Origin of the sequence: Vibrio sp. nBUS_14, assembly GCF_051201655.1 — a bacterium.
GTDB lineage: Bacteria > Pseudomonadota > Gammaproteobacteria > Enterobacterales > Vibrionaceae > Vibrio.
Genome location: NZ_CP179206.1, coordinates 1,255,731 through 1,275,983, shown reverse-complemented (window position 1 = coordinate 1,275,983; position 20,253 = coordinate 1,255,731). Strand labels below are relative to the sequence as shown.

The 20,253-nt window shown below is 41.2% G+C and carries 18 protein-coding genes and 3 pseudogenes; 6 read left to right on the top strand and 15 right to left on the bottom strand.

All coding sequences use genetic code 11. The features are described from left to right. Nucleotides 1-45 precede the first annotated feature (45 nt). Entirely contained in the window at nucleotides 46-945 is a 900-nt protein-coding gene (locus ACMAZD_RS05930; RefSeq protein ID WP_435248901.1) for a LysR family transcriptional regulator, read from the bottom strand. 102 nt (nucleotides 946-1,047) lie between these two features. Here ACMAZD_RS05930 and ACMAZD_RS05925 point away from each other — a divergent pair, with 102 nt between their 5' ends. Beyond that, nucleotides 1,048-1,698, top strand: a complete 651-nt coding sequence (locus ACMAZD_RS05925) for a glutathione S-transferase family protein (RefSeq protein WP_435248900.1) — start codon at nucleotides 1,048-1,050, stop codon at nucleotides 1,696-1,698. A 352-nt stretch (nucleotides 1,699-2,050) separates the two neighbouring features. Here ACMAZD_RS05925 and ltrA read toward each other — a convergent pair whose 3' ends face one another. The 5 genes from ltrA to ACMAZD_RS05900 form a co-directional block, all read right to left on the bottom strand. Beyond that, entirely contained in the window at nucleotides 2,051-3,523 is a 1,473-nt protein-coding gene (ltrA, locus tag ACMAZD_RS05920) for a group II intron reverse transcriptase/maturase (protein ID WP_435248899.1), read from the bottom strand. A gap of 498 nt (nucleotides 3,524-4,021) precedes the next feature. Next, a complete protein-coding gene (istB, locus tag ACMAZD_RS05915) occupies nucleotides 4,022-4,744 on the bottom strand; it encodes an IS21-like element helper ATPase IstB (RefSeq protein ID WP_286291966.1) in 723 nt (240 codons plus the stop codon). A 10-nt stretch (nucleotides 4,745-4,754) separates the two neighbouring features. Next, the gene (gene istA, locus ACMAZD_RS05910; RefSeq protein ID WP_435247818.1) at nucleotides 4,755-6,287 is read right to left on the bottom strand and encodes an IS21 family transposase; all 1,533 of its coding nucleotides are present in this window, start codon (nucleotides 6,285-6,287) and stop codon (nucleotides 4,755-4,757) included. A gap of 631 nt (nucleotides 6,288-6,918) precedes the next feature. Next, entirely contained in the window at nucleotides 6,919-7,737 is an 819-nt protein-coding gene (queF, locus tag ACMAZD_RS05905; protein ID WP_372142907.1) for an NADPH-dependent 7-cyano-7-deazaguanine reductase QueF, read from the bottom strand. Continuing rightward, nucleotides 7,721-8,233 (bottom strand): queuosine precursor transporter, encoded by a 513-nt coding sequence (locus tag ACMAZD_RS05900; protein WP_435248898.1) that lies wholly within the window; start codon nucleotides 8,231-8,233, stop codon nucleotides 7,721-7,723. The genes queF and ACMAZD_RS05900 overlap by 17 nt, the downstream gene beginning before the upstream one ends. A 45-nt stretch (nucleotides 8,234-8,278) precedes the next feature. On the opposite strand from ACMAZD_RS05900, the gene ACMAZD_RS05895 reads away from it, so the two are divergent. After that, nucleotides 8,279-9,307 (top strand): IS630 family transposase, encoded by a 1,029-nt coding sequence (locus ACMAZD_RS05895; protein WP_435248897.1) that lies wholly within the window; start codon nucleotides 8,279-8,281, stop codon nucleotides 9,305-9,307. Here the strand turns inward: ACMAZD_RS05895 and ACMAZD_RS05890 are convergent. Together ACMAZD_RS05890 and ACMAZD_RS05885 are read right to left on the bottom strand one after the other, a co-directional pair. Then, nucleotides 9,264-9,701 (bottom strand): hypothetical protein, encoded by a 438-nt coding sequence (locus ACMAZD_RS05890; protein ID WP_435248896.1) that lies wholly within the window; start codon nucleotides 9,699-9,701, stop codon nucleotides 9,264-9,266. The genes ACMAZD_RS05895 and ACMAZD_RS05890 overlap by 44 nt on opposite strands. Then, entirely contained in the window at nucleotides 9,694-10,290 is a 597-nt protein-coding gene (locus ACMAZD_RS05885) for a helix-turn-helix domain-containing protein (protein WP_435248895.1), read from the bottom strand. The genes ACMAZD_RS05890 and ACMAZD_RS05885 overlap by 8 nt, the downstream gene beginning before the upstream one ends. A 134-nt stretch (nucleotides 10,291-10,424) precedes the next feature. Between ACMAZD_RS05885 and ACMAZD_RS05880 the strand changes: the two genes are divergently transcribed. Beyond that, nucleotides 10,425-10,598 carry a hypothetical protein gene (locus ACMAZD_RS05880; protein WP_435248894.1) on the top strand — a complete coding sequence of 58 codons (174 nt, stop codon included), beginning with the start codon at nucleotides 10,425-10,427 and terminating at the stop codon, nucleotides 10,596-10,598. Between the two features lie 580 nt (nucleotides 10,599-11,178). Here the strand turns inward: ACMAZD_RS05880 and ACMAZD_RS05875 are convergent. Beyond that, nucleotides 11,179-11,265 (bottom strand): hypothetical protein, encoded by an 87-nt coding sequence (locus tag ACMAZD_RS05875; protein ID WP_435249333.1) that lies wholly within the window; start codon nucleotides 11,263-11,265, stop codon nucleotides 11,179-11,181. Between the two features lie 45 nt (nucleotides 11,266-11,310). Next, nucleotides 11,311-11,985, bottom strand: a pseudogene (locus tag ACMAZD_RS05870) (IS3 family transposase); the annotation flags it as partial. A gap of 720 nt (nucleotides 11,986-12,705) precedes the next feature. Between ACMAZD_RS05870 and ACMAZD_RS05865 the strand changes: the two are divergent. Then, nucleotides 12,706-13,032: a regulator gene (locus tag ACMAZD_RS05865; protein ID WP_435249332.1), complete on the top strand. Its 327-nt coding sequence runs from the start codon at nucleotides 12,706-12,708 to the stop codon at nucleotides 13,030-13,032. Nucleotides 13,033-13,072: 40 nt separating this feature from the next. Here the strand turns inward: ACMAZD_RS05865 and ACMAZD_RS05860 are convergent, their stop codons facing one another. Both ACMAZD_RS05860 and ACMAZD_RS05855 read right to left on the bottom strand, forming a co-directional pair. Next, complete coding sequence (locus ACMAZD_RS05860) at nucleotides 13,073-13,660, bottom strand: hypothetical protein (protein WP_435248893.1); 588 nt, start codon at nucleotides 13,658-13,660, stop codon at nucleotides 13,073-13,075. Nucleotides 13,661-13,662: 2 nt separating this feature from the next. After that, the gene (locus ACMAZD_RS05855; protein ID WP_435248892.1) at nucleotides 13,663-14,739 is read right to left on the bottom strand and encodes a hypothetical protein; all 1,077 of its coding nucleotides are present in this window, start codon (nucleotides 14,737-14,739) and stop codon (nucleotides 13,663-13,665) included. Between the two features lie 621 nt (nucleotides 14,740-15,360). On the opposite strand from ACMAZD_RS05855, the pseudogene ACMAZD_RS05850 reads away from it, so the two are divergent. After that, nucleotides 15,361-15,522: pseudogene (locus ACMAZD_RS05850) on the top strand (transposase); the annotation flags it as partial. 127 nt (nucleotides 15,523-15,649) lie between these two features. On the opposite strand, the gene ACMAZD_RS05845 reads toward ACMAZD_RS05850, so the two are convergent. From ACMAZD_RS05845 to ACMAZD_RS05835, 3 genes and pseudogenes are all read right to left on the bottom strand, one after another. Next, a complete protein-coding gene (locus ACMAZD_RS05845) occupies nucleotides 15,650-17,212 on the bottom strand; it encodes a hypothetical protein (protein ID WP_435248891.1) in 1,563 nt (520 codons plus the stop codon). A gap of 364 nt (nucleotides 17,213-17,576) precedes the next feature. Then, nucleotides 17,577-17,891 (bottom strand): annotated as a pseudogene (locus ACMAZD_RS05840) (DDE-type integrase/transposase/recombinase); the annotation flags it as partial. A gap of 102 nt (nucleotides 17,892-17,993) precedes the next feature. Next, on the bottom strand, nucleotides 17,994-19,187 hold the full coding sequence (locus ACMAZD_RS05835; RefSeq protein ID WP_435248890.1) for an IS91 family transposase: 1,194 nt from the start codon (nucleotides 19,185-19,187) through the stop codon (nucleotides 17,994-17,996). 371 nt (nucleotides 19,188-19,558) lie between these two features. Here ACMAZD_RS05835 and ACMAZD_RS05830 point away from each other — a divergent pair, with 371 nt between their 5' ends. Next, entirely contained in the window at nucleotides 19,559-20,200 is a 642-nt protein-coding gene (locus ACMAZD_RS05830; RefSeq protein ID WP_435248889.1) for an NAD(P)-dependent oxidoreductase, read from the top strand. Nucleotides 20,201-20,253 lie beyond the last annotated feature (53 nt).

Sequence of the window (20,253 nt, the reverse complement as noted above, 5' to 3'; positions counted from 1 at the left end):
AGTCAGGCCCCCTTGGTAATCAAACTCCCTTGGTAATACGACGTATCAGTTGCTCTCAATCGCACCAAGTTTATCAATAACAAAATCTAAAAATACTTTCACTCGTTCAGGTTGATAAGCACCTCCACGGTATAGAGCGTTCAGCGGATATTTAAGTGGTTTAAAACCGATATCAAGTTTTTGCAGGAGTCCCTTTTCCACATAAGTTGCAGCGATAATATCGGGTTGATAGCTTGCTCCAACCGCTGAGAGCGTCAACTGGCGAATAAGCCGTGGATTATTGCTTTTGAAAACGGCGTGTACTGCGAGATTATGACAAGCATTACTTTGCTTCATAGCGCTATCCACAGGCCAACGACCTGTTGAGTGAAGGTTGCTGTCGATAAGGCAAGGTAATTGTTTTAATTCCATATCATCGCAGCACTGTTTTGCTAACTCAGGCGCGGCATAAACTGAACTTTGAAGGGACATTACTTTACGATATTTTAAGTTGGAGTCTTCGAGTTGACTGGCACGAAAAGCGATGTCTATGCCTTGTTCGACTAAATCCAGTTTTTGATTAGTAACGATGATATCAATCTGAATATCTGGATATCGCGCGTGGAACTCTGGAAGAATTGGACTTAATAATTCCTCAGCAAAACCCTGCGAAGCCGTTACACGAATAGAGCCATAAGCTTCTTTATTATTTGAGTGGAGTTGATGGTATAGCTGGTCAAACTTAGCCAGAACCTGTTGTGCTTGCAGGTAGTACTCTTGGCCTGCCTGATTAACTGAAAGCTTGCGAGTGGTGCGATGAAACAGTTTGACTCCGAGCTGCTCTTCTACACGGTTTACGTATTTGGAGGTCAGGGATTTAGAAATACCTAAACGTTCAGAAGCAGCGGTAAATGAGCCTGTTTCTATCACAGCCACAACTGTTCTCATTCCATCGATAGTGTCCATAAATTATCAACATTCTGGAAATTATCATTCCATGTTAGCGGGGTTTTTCTTCTTCGCAACTTGTTCTTAAATGTAGAACAGACAACGAGCTAGGAGAAAACAATGATAAAACTATACTGGCACCCCATGTCAGGGCACGCACACCGCGCGCACATGCTATTAAATATCCTCGAATTGGACTTTGAACTCATTACCGTCGATTTACCGACTGGGGAACATCAAAGGCCAGAGTTTTTGGCACTTAACCCCTTTGGACAAGTACCAGTTTTAGTCGATGGTGAAATCGTCATTTCTGATTCAAACGCGATCTTGGTTTATCTTGCTACCGTTTATGATAGAGAACAGATATGGCTTCCAAAGTCGCCTCTGGTGCGTGCGCATATCGAGCAGTTTCTTTCCCTAGCGGCTCATCGACTAGCTAACTCAATAGCCAAACTTCGCGCAGCGAACTTATTCAATCGCAGCATAGACAGTGCACCGCTCACTCATGAAGCACATAAGCTTCTCAAACAACTCCAGACTTACCAAAACGGCCGTCAATGGTTGGTCGGAACAAAGCCTACTATTGCGGACTTAGCCCTCTACAGTTATATCAAGTTAGCGCCAGAAGGTGGGATAAGTTTAGCTGAATACCCTGTTTTGGAAGATTGGCTGAAACGAGTAGAAGGGCTATCAGGCTTTGTACCTATGCAACTTTCGAATGTCGGTCTTCGGAAGGAATCACTAAATAGTGATATTATCGAAGTCCATTGATAATTGCTCAACTCACTTTACCTTTACTATCTAGCTAATCGTTTTTAGGTATTGGGTATCCCTTTAAAGTAGAGTGAGTTACTCACTCTACTTTGTCACGTTTTAACTGACTCGAACTTAGGTTATTGAGAGTTAAGAAGGGCTAATTTTTACTTGTTTCTTATTTCGTTCAAAAATGAATAAAAATAATCCCAAAAGCAGCTTTCTGAATTAGTGCACTAATCAGGCGTAACTTCGAATGGTCGGGTAGACGACACTTGTTACCAAGTGCCGTCCCCCTAAGAACCCAGCGTGCAACTTTCACTGCACTAGGCTCAAGCCTTCACGAAGGCATCGTTTGATACCCAGCAACTTATAAAGCAGTGAGAATAGGCTCCTTCCAAGAGTTGCGAGCTTGCCTTTTTGACTTTCTCTTAGCCAAGTATTCTTGGTGTTGAGGGTCATATGGTGTCGCTGCACTTCGGATTTTTACATGCCTCTCGATCGGTACTTTGGCTATTTGGAAGAGATTGAACTGGCAATCCATATCCATGACCTTCTGCCAACCATGAAAATGCCATTGGCCTTTTCGGTTGACGAAGTATTTAAGGGCCACCCAAGTTTTGGATTTTGTCGGATGACGCCTCACTGCCCAGTGCCATAATGCAAGAAATAGCTTATGACCAACATATCCGAATACCTGTTTAGCCACGCAATGGCGATAATAATTAGCCCAACCCCTTACTTTCGGATTTATCAGTTTGATAAGATCGTTTACAGAGGTTGTTGCATGCTTTTTGATGAGTTCGCGCAGATTACTCAAGAACAGCAATGTGTTAGATTTACTCGGTTTAATGATCAATTTCCCTTTGTACTTCCTATGGTTGAATCCTAGAAAGTTAAAGCCGTTATCGATGTGTGTAATGTGCGTTTTCTCTTCGGATAATGTTAATCCTCTTTCCGCTAAAAAGTCAGCGATCAACGGTTTAATATCGTTCTCCAACACTTCCTTTGAAGCGCAGGTGACGACGAAATCGTCGGCGTATCCGATGAAATTGGCTCTACTACCCTTTTTGAGGGCCGTAGACTTAATATGCTGCTCAAGTCCAGCAAGAGTCATTAGCATCAAGGTTGGTGATATTATCCCACCTTGTGGTGTTCCCTCATCGGTGCGATAAAACAGACCTTTGTCCATAAAGCCAGATTTTAGCCATTGTTCCAACATTCTCTTATCAATAGCGATGTTATCAAGAAGCCATTGATGGCCGATCTTGTCGAAACAAGCTTTAATATCCCCTTCAAGTACCCATTTAGCTGATTTCTTTAATGCCAAACATTTGAAACACTGCCCAACTGCATCGGCAGTACTGCGATTTGGCCTAAATCCATAACTGTTAGGGTCAGCAAGCGTTTCCGATATAGGCTCTAATGCAAGAAGATGGAGGGCTTGTTGCGCTCTGTCTATCATGCATGGAATGCCTAATGGTCTGAGCTTGCCGTTCTTTTTAGGGATGTAGATACGCTTGAGCGGTTGGGCTTTGTACGCCTTTCGACTCAATTGATTAACTGCTTTTATGCGGCGTGCATCTGTGTTCCAGATGACACCATCTATTCCAGGCGTTTTACTACCTTTATTTTGAGATACTCGCCTTACCGCAAGAAGCTTGGCTGAGCGAGAATGAGTTAGTATCCACTGCAAGGCTTTCGCTTTACCGTGTTTACCTTCTCTAGTTGCCTTTGCGATACGCATCTGAAGCTTTAATACATGCGATTCAATAGGTTTCCAGTCGATAGACTGCCATTGAGCACTGTCAGGAGAGGCACTAATCTCTTTAGAAATCATCATTTGCGTTTCTCCTTAAATAAAGTTCTTCAAACTTTCTCGCAACGAAAGACCAGTCGGAAGTGGGCTCACTTTCGTGACCAGACACGGGTCTGTATCTGCATCGTTACAATGCAGCCTTCGCTTTCTCCGACCTCCTTTACCCGCATCGCTATAAGCCACAAGGGCTTTCCCATAGGGAACGATACAGGCTTACCCTGTTCCGTATGTTACGTAAAATGTCAACTTAGATGCCCACTCTAGTGCGGAGAGTACTTTGATCACGAAAGGCCAATGCCCAACTCCTTTCCGACTCTCGTTGCCGTTTTGGCTACAGCGTATTAACCACTTCCGCTGCTTCATCGTATGACGCACCTTACATGGATTCACATTACATTCATCATATTGACTCCCTAGCACTCACTGCGTATTTCGGCTGATGTGACCCCTAGTTTCGTTTTTAATCGACCACCTTTTTAAGCCTCTCTTTTCTCTTCCTTAGTTTTACTCCAAGTGGTCGATTTAAGCCAGTTTTCTCATTGATTCCCCTCGTAACTCGATTCTATGACTTTGATGAACCAACCTATCTAAGATCGCATCAGCGATCGTCGAGTTGTCGATCATCTCGTGCCATTCTTTTACAGGTAGTTGGCTGATAATGATCGTACTGCACTCTTGGTATCTATCTTCTAGCACTTCGAGAAGATTACTTGCATGCTCTTGGCTGAGTTTTTCCATTCCCCAGTCATCGATAACCAACAGTTTTTTCTTAGACAAGCTCAGTAGTAGCTTTTGATAGCTGCCATCAAGGCGGCTACTACTCAGGTCATCAAGTAAACGATTTAGGCGATAATAACGACTTGGGCAGTGTTGCTCACACGCCTGCTCGGCGAGCGCACAAGCAACATAGGTTTTACCTGCACCTGTTGCACCTGTAATCAGGACATTCTGTCGCTTTTGTAAATAAGTGCCTGATAATAACTCTCCCATCATTGCTCTTTTTAAGCCTCGTTCTGGGCGGTAGTCCAGTTGATTACCGCTAGCGCTTAGGCGCAGCTTGGCTTGCCGTTTAAGTCGTTGGATTTTGGTTTGATCTCGGTTCACTATCTCATGATCAAGGATGAGTCCTAACCTTTCTTCAAAGCCAAGTTCAGCATAGGTCGCGGGGTGTATTCTTTGCTGTTCCAGTGCATCAGAAGCATGACTTAGGCGTAGTGATTTTAACTGTTGGATTATTGCGTCCATATTGTTTCTCCTAGTGGTAGTAGTTGGAACCACGAACATTAGTGTGTTTAAGGTTTGGTGTATCAGTGGAAGGCTGAGAGAGAGTGCCTTCACGATGGTTCTTCAATAAGTTTTTGACGAAGCCAAGGTATGGCTTCTCTGTCACTAAGGCATCTCGGCAAGCTTGTTCTAACCGTGCGTCTGAGTGCTTTTTGGCAAGACTTAGTAACCCAAAGCAACTTCTAAAGGCCAATGCTTCATGCTCTGGGCGTTTGAGCAACATCTGAGTCAGTTCACCTGTGGCTGGCCCAATAGATTTTCCCCAACGGATAAAACGCTCGGGTGTCCATGATTGGTATTGATGGTTGCTTGGCATATGCTCGTAAACGGTAGAGAGACCATATTCTTTTTGGCTTGTGCAGTGGTGAGCAACAATGCTCCCTTTGTGGTAGATACGTATTATTTGATGCGTTGCTTCAAGCTCAACTTGTTGCCCAACAAGTTGGTGCGGCACAGAGTAGAAGTGCTTTTTATATTGAATGTGATAATCAGGGGAGACGGTTGCTCGTTTAGTTTCGATATACACATATGGTTGCGATGGCAGTGGTTTTAACGCTGGACGGTCAACTTTGTTGAACAAGTCATGTCGATTGACACCAAGCTGCTTCATCTCTCGTTGGTTTAAGTCATGCATCAGCTTTCGGATAGCCAGGTTCAGCTCAGCCATTGTATAGAACACTTGGTGGCGAAGGCGCATCATTATCCAGCGCTCTACGATGAGAACTGCGTTCTCAGCTTTGGCTTTATCTTTAGGCTTGTAGGGCCTGGCTGGCATCACAGCAACGCCGTAATGTTGTGCCAGTTTTCGGTAGCTCTCATTGAGGATAGGGCTATGACGGTCTGCTTTCGTTATAGCAGATTTCAGATTATCAGGTACAAGTAGATTCGGAGCACCACCAAAGTGATTAAAGGTATTCACATGAGCCATGAGGAAGTGTTCAAGCCCTTGGCTCTCACTCGCCTCGACATAGGTGTAATTTGACGCCCCTAAAGTGGCGACAAATACCTGAGCATGTCTGCATTCTCCTGTATCTGGATTCACAACAGGGATCGTTGGGCCACAGTAGTCAATGAAGAGCTTGTCACCAGCATGGTGAAGTTGGCGCATACTGCGTTTTTGTGTCTTTAGCCAACGTCTATACAGTTCGCAGAACTGTGTATAGCCATAGGCTTTGTCTTGATGCTGATGACAATACTCTTCCCAAAGCAAAGCTTTAGTCATCCCTTTACGCTTCAATTCTAAGTAGCAGAGAGTGAAATCAGGCATCACTTTATGCTGAGAAGATGAGCGACCATCAAACAAAGCTTGGGTGACTTGATTTTCATGATGAGTCTCTTCCAGTGGCCACGTGAGGCCACTGGATTTAAATCGGGATAGATGCTGGGATACAGTGGAATGAGCAATATTGAGGCAAGCGGCGATCTGTCGATTAGAAAGATTGCACTCGTATCGGAGGCGTAATATTTCCTTAATTTTATTCATTGGCATTCTCTTTTTCGGCATGATTTATCCTTAGTGCTCTCAACATGAAAGACTCAGGTTAAACCTATTGATTTAAAAGAGAAAAGAGGTTTATTTCGGTAAATCGACCATCGATTTCGGAAACACACCGAAAAGTGGATGATTAAAACCGAAATGAGTGGTCGGTTAAAAACGGATTTGGTGGTCGATTAAAACCGAAATAGGCGGTCGGATAGCTCCGAAATATGCAAAAGAGCTGTGGTTCTCAGGAGGAACATCTTCTCACGATTCCGTTCCCACTCAGCTAACGACTGAGTTTCGTTACATTGTCGGTTCCGCTGCTTTATTCAGGAACCTAGGGTCATCTGGTGATACAGATGGTTCACTCTTGTCGTGGTGAACAACGCTTCATACGACTTCAGGTCGCACGGGCACATTCGAGCTAGAAAGTGCCACGGGTAAAAATTCAACCTGAGAAGCTTTTGGACAATTGTGACTTAGTGTCTTTGCTAATTTAGCAAGTCATAGATAACTACAGATATTGCAAAGTGAGTTTTGAAGAGCTAGTGCGATGAGTGCGTAAAATCGCACTAGCTAACAGGCTTAATTGAGGTTCGCACTAAGTGCAATTACGTTAAATCTACACACAGCGAATTTTATGTTAAATTTAATGCTATTGCCTAGGATTTCTAGCAGAGCAAATTTCGCTTTCAAAGTCGCTACGGTAAGGGTTTATATCGAGACCGCCTCGTCGCGTATATCTAGCAAAAACTGTCAGATTTTCAGGAGCACAGCATCGTTTGATATCAGAATAAATACGCTCGACACATTGCTCGTGAAATTCATTATGTTCACGAAATGAGACTAGATACCTCAGAAGACTCTCATGGTTGATTTTTGCTCCCTTATAACGAATGTATACGCTTCCCCAATCTGGCTGATTCGTCACCAAACAGTTCGATTTCAAGAGGTGAGAGCATAAAGATTCAGAGACATATTCATCTACTGTACTTCCGGAGAGAGAATCCGCATCATACTCAAACGAGTCTACCGTGATGTCTAAATTGTCAATACAATTAAATTGCTTATTTATCGAGGTCTGTTGTGGTTCATCTACATCCGTAAATGATACCGTCACTTCAGCACCGGCAGCATTAGCTAAATCAGACTGCATTTTCTCAATAACAATCTCTTTAGACTCAAAACGTGTTTGATTGAAGCTATTTAAATACAATTTGAATGACTTAGATTCAATCAAGTTGTCAGACGTATGAGGAACCATAAACTCCGCTATTGCGACGATTGGCTTTCCTTTATTGTTCAACCATGACACTTCAAAAGCAGTCCATAGGTCATAACCCGCATGATTGGCGACCTTTAAATCTTTAATCTCATCTCTGCCTTTTTTTCTTGGGATAGGGTCGAGCAACTCAGGTTGATACTGAGAGATATACTCACTTCTTTTACCTAGGTTCTTATCGTAGGTTGTCATTATTATTTAGTTCCTTGACGTTGATTAAGCGGGAAAATAATTTTCTTGAGAAGTAAATTGGTGCGACGCTGAACAGCGCATATAAGATCTTGATAGTAACTTGGCTAAAAAACATAACCAAAAGCACGTCATTTGGTAGTACATTAAAGAATGCAATACTAATAAATAGTGCGCTATCCACAACAGATGCGATACTAGTACTTGCTATGACTCGAATGGCAAGCCAGCGAGATTGTGTGGCGATCTTTATTTTGTTCAGGACGTAAGCATTAATGTTCTCAGAAATAAAGTAAGCACTTAAAGAAGCTAAGAACACTGAGGTCATATTCGTAACAAGTGAAGTATACTGCTCATCCATGGCTTGCCACGGGCCTATGCTAGGGATGGTGGTGGATAAATAGAGAAGGGCGAGTATCCCTGCATTGACCAGTGTCGATTGTCTAATGGCTTTTCTTGCGAGCTTTAGTCCAAAGTATTCATTTATACCCGTGATCATTGAAGATGCTTGATTTTCAATGAAATCAGGATCATGCTACTCACCATGAAAATGGTACTAACTCCTGAGCAAAAACAACAACTCGAACAGATGCACAATACTGAGCGTGATCGTCGAGTATGCGACCGTATAAAAGCGGTCTTGCTAGCTTCCGAAAGTTGGAGCCCGCCTATGATCTCTCAAGCCCTTCGTATCCATGAATCTACAGTTGCTCGTCATCTTAGTGATTATGCTCTATCTGAAAAACTTAAACCTGAGAATGGCGGGAGCCAGAGTCTACTTTCTGATACTCAGACGATGCAGCTCATCGAGCATTTGACTGAGAAAACCTATTTTCATACGCGTCAAATCGTTACTTACGTCGAAGCTGAATTCGGTGTGAGCTACACCGTTTCTGGGATTAATAAGTGGTTACATCACCACGGTTTTGCATACAAAAAGCCCAAAGGTGTACCACATAAACTAAAGCCTGAAGAGCAGCAAGCATTTATCGAGTATTACAACGAGGTACTTAAGCCCAAGGATGCGCCTGTACTTTTCATGGACGCCGTTCATCCAACTCAATCAACAAAACTTAGCTGTGGCTGGATCCGTAAGGGACAGGATAAGCTAATTGAAACGACAGGTAGCCGCACTCGAGTGAATCTAATCGGTGCTCTGTCATTGAAAAACATCAGCGCAACGATCACAGATACTTATGAAACGATAGATAGCGAGAGTATTGTTCGCTTCTTTTGGAAACTCAAGAAAGAGCATTATCCACTAGAGCAAACCGTGCATATTGTGCTTGATGGTGCAGCCTACCATCGGTCAGAAATGTTTAGGAATGCGGCAAAAGTACTCAATATAGAGCTTCATTACTTACCCCCATACAGCCCAAACTTAAATCCAATAGAGCGGCTTTGGAAAGTAATGAATGAGCATGTGAGGAACAATGTCTATTTTCCCTCCAAAACAGCATTCACCTCTGCTATCAAAAAGTTTTTCGATGTGACGTTACCAGAAGTTGCAGGCTCACTTGTATCCAGAATTACAGATAATTTTCAGGTACTGATACCTGCATCTTCAAGTTGAAAGGGTATAATATATCAACAAATATAAACGAAATTGGGTAAAGTAATATTGCGGCAGGTACGATCAAGCCTGTGTTGAATATTTCTACAGGTTTAATTCCGGTAATGTTTGACAATGTAAAAAGCGAACACAGGCAAAGTACGAGAAAAGAGTAGTTCATCCAATAACTTTCATGTCTGTCCTCTAGCTCGTATGCCCCTTCAAAGCTCGATTTTGAATATGCTTTTTTGCATACTTCAATTAATTCATTTCGATTTAGATCATCAGCCACTTCACTGGAAATAAGCTCCTTAGCAGGCATATTCATAACCTTTCCAGTTCCCCGAACCATCACGCTAGCCATAATTTCAGAGGCATCATTAAAACCAATTAATTTATATTTTTTATTAAACACAAAAACGTTCCTCGAGTATTAATCCAAAAAGAAAATCATTTTCTAATAGAGGGATGTTAGGGGAGAGAGAATGTAATTCACCATCGCGAACGATAAGCTTACTCAACTCTTTTTCATTGTAATTCGAGCGTTCAATAATCAGTAGATTCCCCTGAGTAAAATAATTGGATAGAACCTGCTCTACTCGAATCGCTACGATATTACCTCCTTCAGAAAAATGATAGGTAAGGGGATAATCAGTGACTAGGTCGCCGATGTAACATTCACATTTCTGTACGAACTCCATTTCATTTAGAATCGGGACTGCAATAGGGTTTTTATTCCCACAGACCGACATTACGGGTGTTTCAGATAGAAGATCTTCAAGGGACTCATTTTGAATAATATGACAGGTCGTCCCAAAGAAGTTGGCAATACGTTCAACAGTCGAGGTCTGCACCCTTTCAACTTTTCCGTCCAGTATCTTATAGATAGTGGAACGCGTAACACCGGTTTTGCGACTTAATGACGCCTTAGTTTCTTTACTTTTATTTAGACCAAACTCTATGTTGTCTCTGAGTATGTCTAGTTGCTCACTGTTATTCTTCATTTTTGTGCCTTTTAGTCATAAGCTAGGGTTTTATCTCAAGAAACTTGACCCGTATCATATAAAAAAAACTTTGCTATGCATATAGGTTAATAATGTGTATCCTAAAATGTATCTTTAAAGATTGGTAAATAATTATGAATACAGAAAATCTAGAGCGTCGCCTTCAAGAGATAACTTACTGGTGCAAGTGCATTAATACAGAGCCAGAGAAAAAAGAGGCGGTAAGTTATCTCTATGTGCATACACAACTGCTATTGGACGAACTTCAAAGTAAGAAGCCAGCTAATCAAGTACCTCCAAAAATGTAGATACCCCGTGAACTATGACTTTGATTTGATGGACATATCGTTCTTTACGCTGAAATCTGAATATCATCATAAAGATATCCAACCTCTCCAAAATCGGCGCTCATTATTCCCATTCTCTTAATTCATGTATTTAGAATAAAAAACAGTTTCAAACGCTTTTGGAAAGTTTTTTTGACTCTTTAGACAAGGCACTATGCTTCCATAGTGACTTGTAATTTTGTAACGCTTCTGAGGCGATTTACAGGGCAAAAGCCCCCCACATTCATTTGAGCCCAAAACGACACAATTACCCCCACTTTTCGTAATTTGTGAGCTTGGGATATCAGATTAGTCACATTTGGTTAAATACACCCAACTTAGAACTTTGCCTTTTTGGCGAAACCAACAAAGAGGCACTTCTGAGTTACGAAGTGCCCTCAGTGAAGGTGCTGGACAATTCCTAGTGGCGTTTTTTTCTAACTTAGCAAGGTGTGAATTAACTTAAGTATTGTAACTCGCTTAAGCGCGTGTTCAGTATCTATGGGGCTTTGTTGCGTAATTAAATTTAGGATGATCTGCTCCAGTTAGACTGGGCACCGCATTAAGCGACAGTTTGTTTTTCAAAATTAACTGAGCTTAGATACCCAAGAGCACTGCGCCTTCTTGTTCGATTATAATCAACTTCGATATATTCAAAATCGCTTGGCGCTAGATAGGTAATATCTCCAGCTCATTTTTGGTTCGGTGCTATCGCATTAAAGTCTTGCTCAGGCAAATTCGGGGCAACAGGAAGTCTATGCTTACTGTCTGTCGTACATTTGAATTTACGGGCGGCTTTCGCAACTAAGCTCTGGCGCTTCATGCTCGCGGCAATAGTTTTAACATCATGTTTATTTCCATTTTCTTCAAGTTCTTTTTGAATACGCCTGCACCGTCGCGTTCCTTATTAGCATCAAAAGCTTCTCGAACCTTGCTATCAAGCTGCTTACGGTGCTCGTTACGTTGAGTGACTTTATGTCGATGATTAATCCAATAATAAAACCCACTTCGAGAAACCCTAAACACCTTAGCCATGCGGACAATCCTATATTGCATCAGGTGTTCAAGCATAAACTCATAGCAATCTACTTTAGATTCTTCGCGAATTAGGTGGCGGCCTTTTTTACGATATCTAGCTCTTCAGCTTGCTCAGTCAATAATCGTTTAAGTTTGGCATTCTCAGTGGCGAGTTCTCTTTCTCTATCGCTGATTTTCGCGTCTTTTTTGACGGTTTACGCCATCCATAGATTTGAGATTCATATAACGATGGCTGTCGTGCGGCAGCAGAGACACCGACTTTGTCTGCTAACTTAAGCGCTTCAGCTTTGAATTCAGGAGTATGTTTGATTCGTGTTTTCTTAGTTGTCATTGTTCACCTCGTTAGTGATTGTACTCACTTAACTCAGTATCCAAAACTTCAGGTCCGGAGCACTTAACTGCCAGTTGATATTTTAGACAATATAAGTATGCAGTTTTTTATCGACCTGTCCTAATGATCGTTTGAACTCCGACTTGTTTGCAAAAAGGTATCGGAACTGTTGGGGAATTTGATAGCGGAAATACCAGTTCCCGTTTTTTCGTAATGAAAGATAACGCATTTTAGTACCACGGTTTAATACCAAGCGGAAATCACGTTATTGATAGAGGTAAGGTATTGATTTTATATGATTTAGATAGCAAAAAGCCGCTCATTAAGAGCGGCTTTTTTAATGGTGATGCTAGCAACATAAGTCTTCATAACGAGAACCAACTATCAATGAGTTAAAATACTATTTGCAAAATAAGTTCGCATAACATTGCATCAAAAGTCTGCAAATTTAAACAACGACTAAAATTCAACGTAGTAAAATTACCACGCTCCAATTAATCCTCTAGCTACATAATCGACAACATAATCGACATGTGTGTAACAAACTTTTGGACAGAAGTCATTTTCGCAAAACCATACATTAGCAATTCATGAATAACTTTTTATAAGGCAAACTTGTCAATTAGTGCGCCTTCGTACGGTGCGCACTTTGTCTGCTTATGTTCAATAGTGCATATCTTATCAATAAGGTGCAACCTCTTGTATTTAGTGGTTTTATCATTGAAGTATCGCGAAATGAGTAAGAATTACATTTTTCGAGAGTTAGAGTGCCAAATGACGAAGGAAGAGGTCGCTGAACTGTGTTTTAAAACTGTGAGGACTGTCACGGGTTGGAAACTAGGCACAAGTGAGGGTTGGAAGCGGTTTAAAATTCATTATGACAAACTGGAGTTACCAACAGGACAGCTGGTAACTGCAGAACAAATTCTCTTGGGAATTGGCTTATTGGAAATACAATCTGAACTTGAAATCAAAGTTTCAACTCAATTGTTAAGGTTAGCTAGGGATATTGAGCGAGTAAAACAGACCGAAAAAAGGCCAAGGTAAACGAAGAATTGTAGCCGTATGAGTACTACTTATACGGCCATTATTGTGACTTGGGCAGCTCGTTTATAACGTGCCTGCTTCTGTTAAAATACGTTTTATCATCTGAAGAAAAGTTCTCTTTGGCCATTAACAAGTCCATTGCTCTTTCTTTTTCGCGAAGCTTAGCTTGTCTTAGATGGATATAAGAATCAAAGATTTCTATAGACTTCAATAGATTATAGATAGACAGTAATGTGGCCATTTGCACGAACAATAGACCGGAGTAACCAGACATCAAAAACAGCAAGGTCACGTTATCCTTGAAGGTGAGATTCCCCAGAACTACACCAGACAACAACATAAAACCATAAAATGAAAACGTAAGAAAAAGCCTACGATTATACATAATGGAAAATTGACCAACTTGAGCAGTCTCTTTTGAGCCTAAACCAGGTATAGCTTTAACCACTCTCATTTGTTGATAAACATAAAATAGAAGAACAGACAAAAGAGAAATGACGGCAGTACAAACGACATTCAACAACGTTTTGAATGACATCATTAGCTCTTGGTCGTTAACAAACAACCAATATGCTATGGAGCCAAACAACACAAATGTTGTTGTATACGTCTTTAAACCTGTTGACATTTTTACATCTCAGCCTCAATTTCATCTAACTCAATTTGATCTTTCATCCAGTCTCTCATTTTCAAGTATAGATCTTCTGGGTCTAAAATTCCGTTGAAATATCTAATATTTAACGTTTTCCTGATGTTGAGTTTATCACCAGTTAGCTTACCTACATTATCTATTTCTACTTCAACATCATCTGGGTGGGCATGTCGAAATGCTGTGGAAATGGTATTCAAAATTTCTCGAGACTTGTTTGAAGCTTTTCTCTTGTAGGTTAGCTCCAAAGAGACCTTGATATCACTACCATCCAAAGCATCTTGAGCAAGGAGCTCTTGGGATAGATTAAATTTGTCAAGTAAGTCGGTATTACCAAATGCGCTAAGCATACTTTTAACCATGTCTAGACCTGGTCCCGAAGGATTCAGTTTTACACTTTTAGTATCAAATGACTCAAGTTCACGGTATTTTTTGACAGGTTCATTATCTAAATTTTCGATTAATGGTGCACCAACTTTAACCGATTTTGTATTGTTGTTAGCAATTTGGTTTTTTACCTCTTTTGGCACTTCTGAAGAAAGGATAACGTATCCTTTTTTCATCACGCCAGAAGATTTGAGATACCAATCCAAGTATTTTTCTAAGTCTCTTGTACGGAGAGAGGCTGATTGAATAATTGCGAGGTGGTTTTTAAAAACTCCAACGTACAATACACTTTCTAGAAATTCTCTTTTCTTACCATCTTTAGTAGAGGCTGGGGCAATTTGTTCGACATCTAGGAACTTAGCGTCATCATCAAGAGTAACAACGTTCATGTTAGTGTCGTCTGAATACTTCAATAAGTCTGAAAAGAATATTCCCCAACGAATAGTTGAATGGTTAAGAAAGAGCTTTGATTTTGACGGTTCATCTTCGCTTGCATCTGTATCATCAGTGTCGACAGTCATGAACCTTTGACCTACTTTTTCAAAGTTGCGACTAGCTTTAATCAACAATTCTTCTAAAGTATAAGCTTCATCATAGTCGGCAAATTGTGCTTTTCGGTAGTGAAGAGTTTTGTTTTTATAAGTAGTTTCTTCTGGGGGCTCGTTACTCATTAAACGCCTCAAAATAAATTCAGTCTAATATTATTAAAGTACAACATATAATGAGTACTCATAGATTTGCGAACATTAGCAGTAACAAGCGGTTACGCGCAAGACTATGTTTTAGCAAGTGTGACTTGTTTGATATAAATTAGATTGTCAATTAAAGAAAAGTTCTAGATCAAAAGATTAGTTAGCTGAACCGTGTATGGACTGTCGAATTTACCCCCGTGATACAACACGGGGATTCACAACGAACTGCATTAGAAGAATGGATAACTTTTAGTAGGGCAAAAGCACATTAACAGTATGTGAATGAGTATTTACTCTGGCCAATAATGGGGCAGAAATTAGATAACTCGTGTCTAGCTATTTTGTGATCTAGCTATTTACGGTTTTAAAGCCAAAAAGTAACAAACTTGTATCTGGACAGACTTTATTGGAATCGATCAAACTATTTTGTCATCTGACACCAACTTAAGTGCTTCGGATTTAAATTCAGGAGCATGTTTGATTCGTGTTTTTTTAGTTGTCATTGTTCACCTCGTTAGTGATTGTACTCACTTAACTCAGTGTCCAAAACTTCTGGTGCAGATCAAACGCAATTACGGACAAGATATAGACAAAGACAGTATGGATTGGTGTCTATACAAGTATCGTCACTTGGTCGAAAATGCCTTTGGGAGAATTAAGCATTATCGAGCTATTTCAAGTAGATATGACAAGCTAGAAAGGAATTATGCCAGCATGTTATCACTGGCATTCATGTTAATGTGGCTACCGATGTATTGTTGAACACGGAATGTACAGCAAAGATCAACACGCCCTAGTTACCTCTTGCTTGACTCGCCCTTTTAAGGGCGAGTCAAGCATAATGTTCAAAACTAGTTGATCTGAAGCGTAGGTAATGAGTTAAGCCAAGCTATATCTCGTCGACCTTAACAATATCGTCGTTAAATTTAATGTATTCCACGTTTTTAATTTTATCCGACCCATTCGAGTTACCAGAGATTTGTGTCACCCCTCCAGCCAGCTTCTCAATCAAATAATCGCTTTTATTACCATTTACCTTCAAGACATCAATACCATCGGAGCCATCAAAACTATTGTTGGACGAATTCCCTTCAAAATAGTTATCCTGATCGTTTCCTAGTACACTCAAAGGCTCAGAGCCTATAACTTTCAAGTTTTTAATATACTGGGATTTAAAGGTGTACTTTTCATCACTATTCGAAGAAAACTGTATTTTAAATGTATTATTTAAGCTCGGATGTTCCTTTAAATATTGATTAACCTTTTCACTGTCAATCCTTGCAGTATATTGATGATATTCAGGTAAGAATTCTTTGACCATAGCAAAGCCTTCTCCGTCACTAGGCAAAGTTTCGCGTGTAACATATCGGTAGTTATCCATTCCCCCAAACTCAGTATTAAACCCACCATACATTCCATAATACGTGTCTGCTAATGCGGCAAAGTATTCGTGAGAAAAGGTTTGTCCCATTTTATATTGTTCTGGGAGTCCTAGGTCTTTACCGATATCGTCATTAGCCCAATCTCCTTCCCATTGTGCTTTACGTTTTTCATCATAGGTCGAACCATCAGCTTGTGGGCTCCAGATTGAGCTCCCAGCAACGTAGTCTTTAGTCGTATCTTTGTCATCGTAAACATATAAACCTGATGCGCTGTCGTACTTATTATCTTTAAAGATACTCAGGCTATGTTCGGTTATTCTCTTCTGTAGACCACCTTTATCACCCTCTCCAGTTAAAGGAGCGATTCCTTGAGCCTGAGTAATATGAAGAATCTCTTCAATCGAAGCATCTCTTGAGCCTGCCCCAGTTTTTGAGTTATAGCCAGAAAAATACTCTGATTCACCAACGTACGTCGTTTCGTTATAACCAAGGAATTGGTTGTGGATCAACCAGCCATACTTTTTGAATAAATTATTATTCCGAGCTATTGTTTCGAAGAAATCGTTTTCAGTTGCAGAAGCCATTTCAGGTTCATGAATTTTTAAAAACTTAAGTAAATCCTGTTGAATTGTCTCTATGTCATCCTCTGAAGAAGTCATAAACAGAGTCCCCTGTCGCTGACTTATCATTTTAAAGATATCTACTTTGCTTAGTTCCGTATTCGCTCCATTATTAGACAAAATAGAGGTCCATACACCTATCGCTTGACGAAGATCCTCATCACTACCTTTTGTTGCAAGAATAGTAATGCTAATACTTGGATCTGAGCGCAATGGTATTTTAATAAAGTAATCAAAGCCCGCATCTTTTGCTATCTGATAGTTACTTGGGAAGACCGTATTAAAGGCGCTATCGACATTGTAATTTGTAATCAAGCTCGATTCACGCGGCAAGGTAAATCCAGAATTCGTATCATTAGTACTGTTATTGTTACCGCCACCGCTTCCGCCGCCACACGCAGTAAGCATTGTTGAAACGACAAGAGCAGGAATAATGTGTTTATTTATCATAGAGAACCAAATTTTTGTGATTAACATCCCAGTTTACAAGAAATGTGAAGCGAAATCACTATAAATTTACATTCTGTCTGACTGAAGCAGATCGGCTTTTTTCCTTACTTACTCCACTTTCGGTTCTGTCGCAAACTTTGAGCCTTTTAGTTAATATTTGCTTAATATCCACTAATGATACTGATTATTAATGTGTTCTGCTCCAGCCAGACTGGTCACTTCATTAAGCGACATTTTGTTGTTCAAAGTTAACTAGGCTTAGATACCCAAGAGCACTGTGCCTTCTCGTCCGATTATAATCGTCATTCTGGGCTTGTTGCAAAAATGGAAGATGTGTCTGAGGCGCCCATATGAGCACTTCATTTCACGCGTATATTCCAAAGATATTGAAGAGTTCATTGAGGAAGACGGATCTCTCCTGCACCCTCAGTTTTGGCTCATCGCGACGTAACCAAAAATCAAACTGGCCTTTATTCAACATCCGGATCCCTTCAAAACCTTGAATCGTTGACCAGGCCCGCTTTCGCTCCTTGAGTCCACCTGTGGCTTCGATAAGCTTTTTAATCGGGGCGTAGTCAGATTCAATGCCATTGTTGAGATATTTCACTTGCCGATGTTCTACATCTTGACAATGTTTCCTGACCTGAACAATCGCGGCATAACTCACGTCAGAATGAGTCCCGGACAGACCTAACTTCTGCTCTACAATCTAAACACGGATGTTTGTTGAACACTTTCATGCTGTTTTCGCTATTTCAGATACACCCATCCTGTGAAACGCCTAAATTGACCTGATTTGGGCTTGAACCAGAGCATGGTGGACCAGCTCTGACAGCGGCTCCCCAGCCCTAAAGCGAAGAAACGTTAAACGGTGCCCACAAAGAATGCATTCAAACGGATCAACCTTCACATACCCTTTCAGCATAGCTGCGTAACCGGGCATTTCAGGTGCGTCTTTAGGAGCGACACCCAAGGCACCGTAGACCTTAGGGAGCATCTCACCACGACGTCGGTTTGATAGAAAACCGAAGTATCGAATCATTTTGAAGTGCTTATCTGGAATATGCTCAATCATGCGCTCTATCAGAGCTTCTGGACTCAAAATGAGGGATTCCGTTCGACCATTCCTATGGTTGAGGTAATCAAACGTCACCAAGCCTCCCTGGAAGTTATGTCGTAAACGCGACGCCGATATCGGTGGCCGTTTTAGGTATCGACCCAGGTAAGTCATGGTTGGCGTCACGTTGGCTGTTTTCTTTGCAAAGTGCAGCTTCCATCGACGGCAATATTGGCTGGTTAAAAATCGGGACCAATCTTGCTCATTACGAATGAAAGGGCAGTTTTCTCCACTTAAGTCTAACTCTGAGTAATTGGAGCTGAGAAGTTGATTGATGGCACCGCGCCAACACTTCTCAGTGGTCTTAGCTTTAAAGAAAATCGGCTTCCATAGACCAGTCTTCTTACATAAACCCCCACGGGTGACAGACAAATGGATGTGCACATTCCAATTCAGCTTTCTGCCGTAGGTATGAAGTGCACAGAACACGCCAATATCGATATCGAGTTGCTTTGCCCATCCTAAGAAGATTTTGGCTGCGCAGCTAAAGAGATGATTGAGAAGAAAACGATTATCCCGAAAGATGGGCCACAACGTGTGTGGTAGCGTCAACGTAACGTGTTGATACTCACACTCAGGAAAGACATGTTGTTGCTTTCGTATCCACCGCTCTGTGGCTTTTATGCCACAACTGCTGCAAAAGCGAGATTTACACGTCTGGTGAATGTATTTGTGATGGGTGCAGTCAGCATGAGTGCATCGATACTCTTTAGAGCCAAAAGCAGCGGTACTGCAAGCGAGCATCTTGGTGACGTTTTCAATGACGACGGTTCGGAGGGTTTCTCGGTACTTATTGAGGTAGTTCAGCCAAGTATCGTTGGCATTGAAGAGTTGTTTGATGGGCTTATTCGGATGCATGACCTATAGGATAAACGATTCATCCAAAGCGCCCTAGTAGGTTGAGTCTCTTTGTTTTCGGCCGTAGGCCGCTCAGGCGACACCGTCGCCGGTTCTAATCTAGACCTTTTACTCATTCACAACCTGTTCATATGTGTTTTCCCTACCATAGCTAACCTATGATACTGTGAATTATCGCTGCAAAAAAGTGCCTAAAAGGCTGCTTATAAAAACAACTCTTGCTAGTCTGTTCATAGGTATGGTTGAGTCGTTTTGACAGAGTTTGGTGATTTTATACGTGCAAATCGCTGACTGATATGTGTTAGGTGCAACACGTGCACCCAAAGGTATTGACATCAATGTCAAGCTAAAACATCGAAAAGAGGTCCTATATGACGGAGAATAAATGTATTGCTGTATTTGGTGCTACTGGGAAGGTTGGACGTGAGTTTGTCAAAATGGCTCTCGATTCTGGCTACTTCCTACGAGTATTGGTTAGAAAACGTAGCAGTTTTGAGCTAAATATTGATAATCGTGTTGAGGTTATTGAAGGGGATGCTACCAATGCCGAAGATGTAACTGCCGTTGTCTCTGGATCTCATGTTGTAGTCAGTACTCTTGGTAACCCTTACCCAAGTCGTGGTGTACATATTATGTTGAAAGCAACAGAAAATATAATGAAAGCTGCAGCAAAGCAGCCTAATCAACCACGGTGCTTGATGATTTCTAGTGTTGGATCAGGAGGCTCTTCTTGGTTGATCAAAATAGCGTTAACGCTTGCTAATGGGCGTGCAGGATTCAAGGATTATGAAGACGCAGAGGCGCGTGTTCGTAATGAAACGTATGTGCCATTTATAGTTGTCAGACCTTACGCTCTAACCGATAAACCTGCCAAGGGTCAATACAAGGTCCTACCAGGACAGACGGCACACTTCGCTAAACCTATACCACGACCTGATGTAGCTAGATTCTTTCTGGATTGTGTTGAAGATGTTAGTAAGGATGGTTCTTGTGTCAATATTGGGGGCGCATAATAATCTCACTGGTTTTCCGATTTCTACGCGTGAGAGAGGTAAGTTTCTCAATC